General features: G+C 54.3%; 11 protein-coding genes and 2 pseudogenes. 4 read left to right on the top strand and 9 right to left on the bottom strand.

All coding sequences use genetic code 11. The features are described 5' to 3' along the window. Together AC1DPR_RS29520 and AC1DPR_RS29515 are read left to right on the top strand one after the other, a co-directional pair. Positions 1-131 (top strand): annotated as a pseudogene (locus AC1DPR_RS29520) (prevent-host-death protein); the annotation flags it as partial. Then, positions 131-446, top strand: a pseudogene (locus tag AC1DPR_RS29515) (type II toxin-antitoxin system RelE/ParE family toxin). The pseudogenes AC1DPR_RS29520 and AC1DPR_RS29515, both read left to right, overlap by 1 nt. 84 nt (positions 447-530) lie before the next feature. Here the strand turns inward: AC1DPR_RS29515 and AC1DPR_RS29510 are convergent. From AC1DPR_RS29510 to AC1DPR_RS29500, 3 genes are all read right to left on the bottom strand, one after another. Continuing rightward, complete coding sequence (locus AC1DPR_RS29510; protein ID WP_113164165.1) at positions 531-734, bottom strand: hypothetical protein; 204 nt, start codon at positions 732-734, stop codon at positions 531-533. A 47-nt stretch (positions 735-781) separates the two neighbouring features. After that, positions 782-1,036, bottom strand: a complete 255-nt coding sequence (locus AC1DPR_RS29505; RefSeq protein WP_477817776.1) for a DUF2934 domain-containing protein — start codon at positions 1,034-1,036, stop codon at positions 782-784. A 261-nt stretch (positions 1,037-1,297) separates the two neighbouring features. After that, positions 1,298-1,426, bottom strand: coding sequence for a hypothetical protein (locus tag AC1DPR_RS29500; RefSeq protein WP_281419662.1), 129 nt, complete (start codon positions 1,424-1,426; stop codon positions 1,298-1,300). 346 nt (positions 1,427-1,772) lie between these two features. Here AC1DPR_RS29500 and AC1DPR_RS29495 point away from each other — a divergent pair, with 346 nt between their 5' ends. Further along, positions 1,773-2,231, top strand: a complete 459-nt coding sequence (locus tag AC1DPR_RS29495; RefSeq protein WP_477817775.1) for a Ros/MucR family transcriptional regulator — start codon at positions 1,773-1,775, stop codon at positions 2,229-2,231. A gap of 38 nt (positions 2,232-2,269) precedes the next feature. On the opposite strand, the gene AC1DPR_RS29490 is transcribed toward AC1DPR_RS29495, so the two are convergent. The 4 genes from AC1DPR_RS29490 to AC1DPR_RS29475 are packed head-to-tail and all read right to left on the bottom strand — an operon-like array spanning position 2,270 to position 5,317. Beyond that, complete coding sequence (locus tag AC1DPR_RS29490; RefSeq protein ID WP_477817774.1) at positions 2,270-3,448, bottom strand: YcaO-like family protein; 1,179 nt, start codon at positions 3,446-3,448, stop codon at positions 2,270-2,272. Further along, positions 3,448-4,233, bottom strand: coding sequence for a nitroreductase family protein (locus tag AC1DPR_RS29485; RefSeq protein ID WP_477817773.1), 786 nt, complete (start codon positions 4,231-4,233; stop codon positions 3,448-3,450). The genes AC1DPR_RS29490 and AC1DPR_RS29485 overlap by 1 nt, the downstream gene beginning before the upstream one ends. 13 nt (positions 4,234-4,246) lie before the next feature. Further along, the gene (locus AC1DPR_RS29480; protein WP_477817772.1) at positions 4,247-5,095 is read right to left on the bottom strand and encodes an McbB family protein; all 849 of its coding nucleotides are present in this window, start codon (positions 5,093-5,095) and stop codon (positions 4,247-4,249) included. A 54-nt stretch (positions 5,096-5,149) separates the two neighbouring features. Continuing rightward, the gene (locus AC1DPR_RS29475) at positions 5,150-5,317 is read right to left on the bottom strand and encodes a phazolicin family TOMM bacteriocin (protein WP_192305991.1); all 168 of its coding nucleotides are present in this window, start codon (positions 5,315-5,317) and stop codon (positions 5,150-5,152) included. A 175-nt stretch (positions 5,318-5,492) separates the two neighbouring features. Between AC1DPR_RS29475 and AC1DPR_RS29470 the strand changes: the two genes are divergently transcribed. Further along, positions 5,493-7,259, top strand: a complete 1,767-nt coding sequence (locus AC1DPR_RS29470) for an ATP-binding cassette domain-containing protein (protein WP_477817771.1) — start codon at positions 5,493-5,495, stop codon at positions 7,257-7,259. A 575-nt stretch (positions 7,260-7,834) separates the two neighbouring features. Here AC1DPR_RS29470 and AC1DPR_RS29465 read toward each other — a convergent pair. Both AC1DPR_RS29465 and AC1DPR_RS29460 read right to left on the bottom strand, forming a co-directional pair. Further along, a complete protein-coding gene (locus AC1DPR_RS29465) occupies positions 7,835-9,088 on the bottom strand; it encodes a Zn-dependent hydrolase (protein ID WP_477817770.1) in 1,254 nt (417 codons plus the stop codon). A 9-nt stretch (positions 9,089-9,097) separates the two neighbouring features. Next, complete coding sequence (locus AC1DPR_RS29460; protein WP_477817769.1) at positions 9,098-9,742, bottom strand: TenA family protein; 645 nt, start codon at positions 9,740-9,742, stop codon at positions 9,098-9,100.

Genomic DNA, 9,742 nt, shown 5'->3' with positions numbered 1-9,742 from the left:
AAACACAAGAGACGCTGGCGCTCCTGAAGGTACTGGCGCTCACCAACCGGCAAGTGGAGGAAGGCAAAGTGCGCCCCGTTGCGGACGCCTTTTCGCGCATCCGCAAGCGTCTAGCCGACAGCCAATCCTGATGCCATATCGTGTCGTTTTGCTGAAGCGGAACGCGACATCGAGGAGCTCTATCGCATCATCGCTAGCCGCGATGGGACCGAGGCGGCAGAGCGCATCCTGACGGAAATTGAAAGCACCTGCGCCGAGCTTGAAGCACTCCCCGCCGGCGGAAATGTACCGAAGGAGTTGGCGGGTATCGGAATCTCCGAATATCGGGAACTGCACCATAAGCCGTGACGCATGATCTATCGCAGGCCACTGATGTCGTTGTCTACTGCGTCGTGGACGGACGCCGTGACATGCAGGCGTTTCTGGAGCGAAGGCTGCTGCGCTGATGTTAGGGCGGCGCGGTTTTTGGTTGTTATATCATCGACTACGACGGGATCCCGGCGGGCGTCGCTGAATGGAACCGACCAGCCTCAATGAACAGCAGCCGACGTCGGCGCGTTTACCCTGGTGGCCTCTTGGCCAACATAAGTGGATATCAGCATTGCGGCAATCTCGTCCAAGGACCGGTAACCCTCGTTGTATAGTTCTATCGCGGCCAGGCAGAGTACGCTTGTCGACTGCTCATTGGGGATAATGCCATAATGGCGATGCCAGGCCTGTACAGCTTCGGACATCGTTCGAAAATCAGGTTCCGGCTTCTGCAGCACAGGCTGTTCCTTAGTTACTTATTCTCGGAGGCCAGTTCACCCGGCTTGAGCGAACCAGGCCCGCCTTCTGACGAAATGGCATCTGAACTCGCCTTTTCGTCTCCAGGTATCGTTGTCGCGCTGCGATGCGAAGGCGAAGACGTCTGGGGCAAGTCGTCGTCTTCGGCCAGTTCGCGCTCAGCCTCATACCAACGTCGATCCTGGCCTTCCGGACGACCCTCCGGCTCCCGCTTCTCGAACGCCCGGCGTCTCACGTGCTCCGTGTCCATGAAAGCCTCCATTGTTGGCAATCATAAACGTTCGCTGCACGGAGTGGTTCCTCGATTGCCGGTGGGGTCGCAATGACATTTTTGTGCACGATACGGGCATCTAACTCCGGATCCTGACCCGGATAAGACACTGACGCTGTTTCAAGCTCAAATGCGGTGAAGCACGGAGGGGTGGAATGTCTGACTTCCCAGCCCGTCGGCTGGCGACATAAAACTGAGCCGCGGTCTGGGCTGATCATGAACTTCCGGGGCACTGGGCTGCTACGGGCCTAGACAACGCTCAGCCGCCGCCTCGAAATTCGGAATGATGCCGAGCACCGCGGCAAAGGTGTCGAGCAGCGACGCATCGAATGTCGCCTTCACCGCCTCGAAACCCGACTCGAGCTCCATCTCGGACGGGATTGCACAGCTGGAACCTATCAAACCCACACGTATTTGTTGCGTCCGATAACTTTATCTAACTTGACCGATTATAATTTTTTGATACCTGTGAGGAAACAGGCAAAATGAGCGAGGATACCATCTTGAGATCCAACCTTATCTAAATCTGCAAAAGCGACTTTCTGACTGTCGTTTTGTTCTCTACGCAAATATCTCTCTAGTGGGACATTTGCTTTGGAGTCGGCAGGTAATTTTCGCTGGCGTAGATAACTGCTGGCTCAGATGAGGCGAGGTATACCTCGGCCATCTGAGCACCACGCATGTGATCTATCCTCGAAAAGAGGTAGGTTGTTCCATGTATTCTAAATCTAAAGATTCTTCATCTGATAACATAACGGAACTAACGGCAAACATCGTTACCGCCTACGTAAGCAGACACGATGTTCCCGTGCAGGACTTGCCTTCACTTATCGCAAGCGTTCAAGCCGCGTTAGGACAGGGGCATAAGGTTCCTGAAGCTGTACCGGAAACAAAGCCTTCGTTCGCCTCGCATCAGCGCCCAGCTGTGCCTATCGAACAATCGATAGAAAAGGATCACTTAATTTGCTTGGAAGACGGCCGGAAGTTCCGCTCGCTGAAACGGCATTTAAAAACTCAGTACAATCTAAACCCTGACGAATATCGGATTAAGTGGGGTCTTCCGCCCGAATACCCGATGGTTGCCCCCTCTTATGCCGCTCGGCGCTCATCAATTGCCAAGGGCATCGGTTTGGGCGTCAACGTATCAAGACGGTCAAACAAGCAGGAAGAGTAGGCTCCAAAGAGGTTAAAGCGGGAAATCTCGCTTTAACCTCATGAAAAGGGCATTGGCTCCAAACGCTTCATTTCATCTGTACAAAACAGGCTTATCCACTTGTTATCATTATTATTATGATCGCCCGGGTTCATATGGATAAAGAAATCCGGAGATACGATTCGGCAAAAGTGCAGCTGGGTTCCAGGCAGGTTGATAGCGCGAGAGTATACATAGATATTGCTGGAGACAGATAGAATATTTTCTTTGAGCCTCTCGATATTCCTGTCTGGTACGCTCGTTCCTATCTCCAGTGGAGCGACTTCGACGCCAAGCTCAAATCCTGCTTTGTTCGCGGCTTGGAAATTTTCTTTGAGAAACGTGCTGCCGTAGTCTCGACTGTTGAAGAATTCCATTTGGGGAAGCAGTAGAGATGTTTGCCAAGCTTCTGTAAAAGCCTTCGTTGTTGCCATTTCGGGATTGAGATCAGCAGAGCAGCCGCAGGAGAAATTGACTAATGCATCTGCATCGTTCGAGCGGTACTCGCAACACTTGACGCTGACCCCCGCCAGGAAGGAAATGTCGATTAATCTCAGGCTGCCATTGGAAGACATTTGATCGTGAATTTTCTGGGCTTTCCCATCTGTGAGGCTGCCCCGCAGACTGTTCCCCTCGATAGCGTTGCAGCGTCGGGAAACCCACATAGCCGTTGTGCACTGCCTTTCAACGAACTCCAACAGCGCGCCCCGAAACGCGTCGAGTTCATTGCGATGTATTGCCGAACCGGACGTATCACGTATCGGTGCGAATAGAGCGTCGCGCTGTGCGTCAAAACTGTGCAATGACAGAAGAATTGCCGGGTAGAGAGCTTTGCTATCGGAGCCCAAGCGGCTAACGTCTACAAGACGGAAGTTCGTGCCGTGCACGTCGTCGCGAACATCATCGTGGCAGGTTTGCTGGAGCGCAAACACCAATGCGGCCTGTTCATCGACGCTAAGTCGCATGTCTGCAATGGCACCTGATTGTGTAGAGGTTACAGCTCGGAACGCCGTATAGCGTTCAAAATATTCTCCCATGGCTTTGACCGCCACGCCTGGGCCAAAACCAAACCCGTGACCGTTGAGATCGTTGGTGTCATCTGCTGAGAAGACGGTAGGTTCATAGATGCAAGCCGGATAGGCTGGTGTTAGCCGATATCTCGGTGTGCTGGAGGCGAAATTGCGATATGAATGTTGCACTAGTCGTCCTCCGGATAGGCAAAAGCCTGAATGATTCCCGGCAACAGAATGCGGCTATCCAGCCCGCATCTCTTCGCCAGAGCGTACTCAGAAAAGCCAGATAGAACGCGGGACCGAATTCCTTGCTGTTGGGCAATTTGAAGCATCTGTTGGTACATCGATCCGACTTCCATCAGTGCGAGCCGATAACCGCGCGATCGATACTTGAATATCGCCTTTTTGAGGCTGATCAGATACACTACGTAGAACGCAGCGTGATCGATCTTATAGATATCGTTATATGAGGCGCTATCATATTCCCCTTGAAGCACCTCGAAAGCGTTGCTTACCGGCAGGTAATGCAAAACATCAAAGTCTGCGTCTCGTCCTGAGATGTTCCCCAGGATAACGACTGTTTCAACACTGTAGAGGGCGCCGCCCGAGGGATAAGGTCGCCGTCGGGCCTGGTCAGCGCCAAGAGCTTGTGAGAAGATTTGGCAAATAGTCTGGAAGTCGACAGACCTTGTTCCACCCTTTTCAAGAGACGGTAGTCGCCAGATCGATTCAGGGATATTTTTCCCGAGTGAGATCGTTCCAGTGATATGGGAAAACCTTGTTTCGAAGGCTTCCGCCCGCTTTAAGTCTTCGACCGTTAGATATGGCTGGCTCAGAGCGCTTTCTAGTGGGGAGCCGGCAACGGAGATACAATGCTGGTGAAAAGTGCGGATTTCGCTTTCAACTTCTGGGTCAACAAACTGGCTTGCGTGTGCGATTTGGTTGACCGACGATATTATTGCGTGTCGCATGGACGGTCTCTCCCTAAATATCACGTGGTGATGAGCTGAAATTTGAATGTACTCCCCTGTGTCGTTCAATGCGGCCAGTGTCGAGATTCAATTCGATCACGGTGCTGAGGTCGTCCGGGAAGAGCGGAGAAACACCATCTGCGATGAGTGGGCGAAGCCGCATATAAACAAGGTGGAGTGCGGTTGCGGACTCGATTTGCGAGGCGGGAAATGTTGGTACCGCTAGCGTTTCGATCGCATAGGGATCAGAAAAGAAATAGTCTGCCCAACTAGAAGGCTTGAATTTTGAAGATCGATCAAGACCAGCGAGATTATGGACGCCGCTGAAATGATCGGGTAGGTCGATCGCCGGCGAATAGAATCCATCGACGATGAAATGTCGGAAAACGAAATATGAATGAAGCAAGATCGATTCTCTTCTCGATTTGCACGCGGCGTATATTTTCCTGGCGAGCTCAGGCTCGTAACGATCTTGAATAGCCAGGATAAGATCGGCGCCCGCGATATCTGCAATGTTTGCAGAAGAGCGGCATGACACAGCGTCACGATCGAGTATCAACTGCGCAACGTCATCGGCGAGTTTTTGGGACGGAGAAAAAACCACTACTTTTTTCATATCTTCGACTTTTCGGAGCACTCTCAGGCGCTCTAGGAACTGCTGAGCGGCCGTGACTGGGAGCGTCTGACTCTCTAAAATCTTCTCAATTTCCCGTTCGTGAACGCGAGATTGAAGTCCTTTAATTTCGCCAAGAGCAGCCACAAGATTTGCGTCGGTAACGCGCGCTGCGCCTACCGGCGTGAAAAGCTGCCATGCGCCATCTGTCGGCGCGGAACTGATTACGAACGGGGAAACCGAAAGCATCTTGCAACCCTCCTTGTGAAAGTGGCGGCCCCGATGTGGGGCCGCCGTCGTTCTCTAGACCGAAACCGAGCTTGCCGAGCCGGAAGACTTGCCGGAAGCGCCGCAGCGGCTGCTGCTGTCGCACCGGGCGCACGTTGCAGCGGTTTGAACCGTAGCATCGCCCCCATCGACGAACTCGATTTCGGTTCCAAACTGCGGCGGATTGAGAATCTGTGTAGTCATCACATACCTCCTATTTGCGGGTTGAGGTTGCAGCGAAAAATGCCGCAAAAGAAAAATTATTCCTAAATTCGTCTTAGTCAAGCATAAAAACAGTGCTAGTATGTATTTATTGGCAGTTTCCAAGAATAATATTCTTAGTTATTGCCTAGTAATACTTTGCAACGGAGTGATATTCATGGGTAACTCGCAAAATGCATTTTTGGTAATAAGCAATATGCTTCTCAGCAAGGGGAAGCAGCGCGCTCTATTTCTGTTGGTATTATGCACTATAACGCTCACCGCAATTGGTTCAGCGTTGTTTCCAGTATTCTTCTCCCTAGGTATTGATGCGCTGGCCGAGGGAGCTGCGAGTGTCAATGTAGGTACTCGCTATATAATCGCTTTCGGAATTGGCCTGGCGATTGTGGGGGCTCTAGAGCAGGCCCAATGGCTTACATTCGGACCAATGAACCTGCGTCTTCAAAGACACCTAACGACGCATGTATTCGGGCATGCTCTTTCCCTGCCGTATCGTAAGCTGAAGGAATATACGACTTACGAGATTGGCAGAACCGTAGAGCGTGGCCTTGATGCGGTCCGCGAAATCACGTCAAATCTGACCTTCTTCCTGATACCTACATTTATTGAGCTGATCATTGCGGCGTCGGTTATAGCCTTCATGATCGACGTATGGATCGCGTTGCTATTATTTTCCGCGCTGCTGCTGTACGCGATCATCGCCAACGTATCGGCAGCCAAAATCAGAAGATCCACTGAAAGTGCGATGGGGACAGGGATCGACGCTTGGAATTTCGGTCTTGATGGCGTCGCTAATGCAGAACTTGTTCAGCAGGCCAACAGGGTGAATGAATTCGCTGAGCGTTTAAACCGCAAGCTCAAAGTCAACGACCAAGCGTGGGCTTTGACATTCCAACAGAGAGCTTTTTTTGGTGTTCTCCAGGCGCTTGTGTTCGGCGCTGTCGTGACGGGTGTACTCTGGCGTGGGGCCTCGGATGTTGCCGATGGGACGATGACCATCGGCAATTTAGTACTGCTGAACACTTACATTATCCGGCTGTTGCAGCCGGTCGAAACCTTTGCAAGGGTTTATCGGGAGGTGAACTCCTCCTTGGGAGAGGCCAGATTGCTTATGGAGCTTCTTTCGACGCCTGTACCTGAAATGCTGACGCAGCCTATTGGCGGTGATCGATTGCCGATGACCCTGGAACTGTCTGATATAGCGATCTCGATGAATGAACGGGACTTATTGGCAGACCTTTCCCTTATGGTGCCGACTAAGGGGAAGCTGTTCATCGTCGGCCCATCGGGCGTTGGAAAATCATCTTTGTTGAAGGTGATCTCGTGCCTGTCCATGGCTGATCGTGGCAAATACCTCATCGATGGCGCGTTGGTCACTGAAGGAAATGCGGGTGGTTTTAGGTCGAGTATCAGCGTCGTGCAGCAGGACTGCCTTCTATTTGATTGGTCGATATCTGAAAATATTGCATTTGGCGTAGAAGCGCCTCAGGAGGAAATAGAAAAGGTCATTCTGAGGCTTGGCCTGCATGACGTGGTGCAACGTCACCAAGAATTGGGAGAGCCAACCGTGGGCGAGCGCGGCAGCCGTTTGTCGGGCGGAGAAAAGCAGCGGGTATCGCTTGCGCGTGCACTTCTTGCCAAACCCCTGCTGCTTATTCTTGATGAGCCTACGGCAGCACTGGATGAAATAAATCGGAAGCGTGTTTTAGATGCAATCGCGGAGTTGCAGCAGACATGCACCACGGTTTTTGTCACTCACGATCTCTCCATAGTGGACGCTGAAAGCGAAGTTTTGTTCCTCGGACCAAACCACCGCTACTGGACGGGAACTCATGCGGATCTCCAAAGGGAGAGCGGGGAATACCAGGCATTTGTGGACGGTAAAGTAATCGAGCAATTTTCTGACATGTCGCAGAAATCCTGAGTTTCTCGACAAGATTGTCGGCCCTGGAAAATCAGGGAAATTCTCTCGCAAAACTCGCTTGCAAGAGTCACGGTTTCCCGACAGATACATGCGACAGGATTACGCCGCCGGTGACATCCCCTCGGCCTTGCCTCCGACCAGCGCCCAGATTCTGGCCAAGAGGAGCGAAGATCAGGCCACGCGGCAGCCGATCATGTCAGTTTGGATTTCGTTACGCATCACAGCTCCGCCGTGACGGCTCACTGCATTACGACAGGCAGGACGAGACAGCCGAGGCTGCCCCGAATTTCGTTCGCTAGAGCGATCCAAGTTTTGCGAGAGCGTCGGCGACACCCTTGTCATATGCAGGATCGGTCTCGTGCAATTTTCATATGACGTTGCTTCACCTCGCTCCGGGCGTCGCCCATCGCGCGCCTGCCAATTGAAGCGCTTCAAGCGTCTGGGCTCGTTTCGCGAGCTACAAAGAAACGGCATTCCAAAGTTTGTCTAACTTTATTCGGCAAACTCGGATTGTCGATCAATCCTTGGAAGTAATCCCTTCAAATTGGCCGAATTGAAAATATTTCAATCCAGACTCATGAGCGCCGATTTTCGCCCTCGCAGGCAATTGCAAGCGTCGCCTGTGCCAGCACATCACAGCCTATGACGGCATGCGCAGGCTCGACAAACTCGGCCTCGTTGTGACTGAGCCCATCGCGGCACGGAACGAAGATCATCGCTGCCGGCGCAACGCGATTAACGAACAGCGCATCGTGAAAGGCCCCTGATAGCATTACCGCGCTTTTGACCCCGCGCGCAGCTGCTGCCTGCTCGATTGCCCGCTGCAATGCGTCGGAAAAGACGCAGGGCGCCATGTCGAACGATCGGGCGATCTCGGTCGTGCATCCCTGCCGCTTCACTTCCTCCGCTATGCGCGATGTCACGAGCCGTTCGATATCATCCAGCCGCGATGGCTCTGGATGACGCATATCGACCGTGCAGTGGACCTTGTCCGGGATCGCATTGACCGAGCCAGGCTCGGCTGAAATCCGCCCAACCGTAAACCGCGCGTCCGGATCGGCTGGCATCACCGCCTCGTAGAGGCCAGACAGCGCCGCGGTCAGCGCGCGCAATGGATCGCGGCGATACGACAGTCCCGTCGTGCCGGCATGGGCCGTCTGCCCCGCAACCGACACATCAAGCCAACGCGTGCCCTGGATACCCCTCACCACGCCGACCGGAATGTCGTTCGCCTCGAGAGAGGGCCCCTGCTCGATATGGACTTCGATATAGGCGTGAATCGGAAAGCCGAGCGGCAGCATCTCGGCCTCCGGCAGGCTCGCGATCGTCAGCGCCAGTTCCTCGGCAAAGCTGGCGCCATCGGTGGCGATCTTGCCCTGCCAGGCGGCCGGGATCTCACCCGCCGAAAAGGCCATGGATCCCATGCATCCCGGTGCAAAGCGGCACCCCTCCTCGTTGGTCCAGGAGACGACGACAACGGGACGCGCCGTCTCGATCCCCGCATCCTCCAGGCTCTCCAGCACCTCGAAAGCGGACAGCGTCCCAAGCGCGCCGTCGAACCGACCACCGGCCGGCTGGCTGTCGAGATGACTGCCGATGATCACCGGCGCGAGCGTATCGTCCCGGCCCTTGCGTCGGATGAAGAGGTTGGCCATCGGGTCCTGAAAGACGAGAAACCCCCTCGCCCAGGCAAGCTCGGCCAGAAGCCGCCGCGCCCGGCGGTCGCCTTCCGTCAGCGCCTGGCGATTGACGCCGCCCTTCGCCGTGGCGCCGATGGCGGCGAAGGTTTCGAGCCGGGCGTTGAGACGATCGCCGTCTATATCGAGCATGGTTTCACCTCAGAGATAAGGAGCGTCGTGGAAGGCGATCTCCAGCGCCTGCGCGCGGCCGAAGATGCCGCTGAGCCGGGAACGTTCCTCCAGGCTCATGCCCTCGCCGGCGTCATCGAGCTCTGCCTTCAGCCACAACGCCTGGGCGGCGAAGTCCTCATGCGCGTGCAGGTCCACCCACTCCTTGAGCAGCGGATCGCTCATCTCGTAACGGGTGGCCTCCTTCGACCAGGTCCAGTACATCCACTCGGCGGCAAACATGGCGGCGACCGTGTCGAGGTAGCCACCATCCCGAGAAATCGCCAGCATGTCGTCACGGAACGCCGCCACTTCGGGGACCGCCGTGTTGTAGGTCGCGGGATCAATACCGCGCTCGGCGAAGGTCTTTTCGAAATAGGCGATCTGCTGGTTGGCCAGCGCATCGAGAACGCCGATCAGCCAGCGCTTCTGGGCGATCGTCTCTGCCTTGGCGGCTGCAAAGGCAAAGATCGAAATGGCGGTATCGACGAAGGCGCCCTCAAAAACGAGGTACCGTTCGAAGACCTCCTTCGAAAGCCTGCTGGCCTTGATGTCCTTGACGAAACGATGGTTTACCATCGCATCGAAGACGGCGGCATTTTCACGCAGGATCTGCTCGGACAAAGTCTCGCTCAT

This window comes from Rhizobium sp. 01T417 (assembly GCF_056398905.1).
The sequence above is the reverse complement of the archived record's forward strand: the minus strand, read 5'-3'. Positions and strand labels throughout refer to the sequence as shown.

What these genes read in the sequence shown, in the direction of transcription:
- AC1DPR_RS29480 (WP_477817772.1), bottom strand. Translation starts at nt 5,095, where the DNA reads ATGCTTTCGGTTTCCCCGTTCGTAATCAGTTCCGCGCCGACAGATGGC.
- AC1DPR_RS29495 (WP_477817775.1), top strand. Translation starts at nt 1,773, where the DNA reads ATGTATTCTAAATCTAAAGATTCTTCATCTGATAACATAACGGAACTA.
- AC1DPR_RS29465 (WP_477817770.1), bottom strand. Translation starts at nt 9,088, where the DNA reads ATGCTCGATATAGACGGCGATCGTCTCAACGCCCGGCTCGAAACCTTC.
- AC1DPR_RS29505 (WP_477817776.1), bottom strand. Translation starts at nt 1,036, where the DNA reads ATGGACACGGAGCACGTGAGACGCCGGGCGTTCGAGAAGCGGGAGCCG.
- AC1DPR_RS29500 (WP_281419662.1), bottom strand. Translation starts at nt 1,426, where the DNA reads ATGGAGCTCGAGTCGGGTTTCGAGGCGGTGAAGGCGACATTCGATGCG.
- AC1DPR_RS29485 (WP_477817773.1), bottom strand. Translation starts at nt 4,233, where the DNA reads ATGCGACACGCAATAATATCGTCGGTCAACCAAATCGCACACGCAAGC.
- AC1DPR_RS29470 (WP_477817771.1), top strand. Translation starts at nt 5,493, where the DNA reads ATGGGTAACTCGCAAAATGCATTTTTGGTAATAAGCAATATGCTTCTC.
- AC1DPR_RS29510 (WP_113164165.1), bottom strand. Translation starts at nt 734, where the DNA reads ATGTCCGAAGCTGTACAGGCCTGGCATCGCCATTATGGCATTATCCCC.
- AC1DPR_RS29460 (WP_477817769.1), bottom strand. Translation starts at nt 9,742, where the DNA reads ATGAGCGAGACTTTGTCCGAGCAGATCCTGCGTGAAAATGCCGCCGTC.
- AC1DPR_RS29475 (WP_192305991.1), bottom strand. Translation starts at nt 5,317, where the DNA reads ATGACTACACAGATTCTCAATCCGCCGCAGTTTGGAACCGAAATCGAG.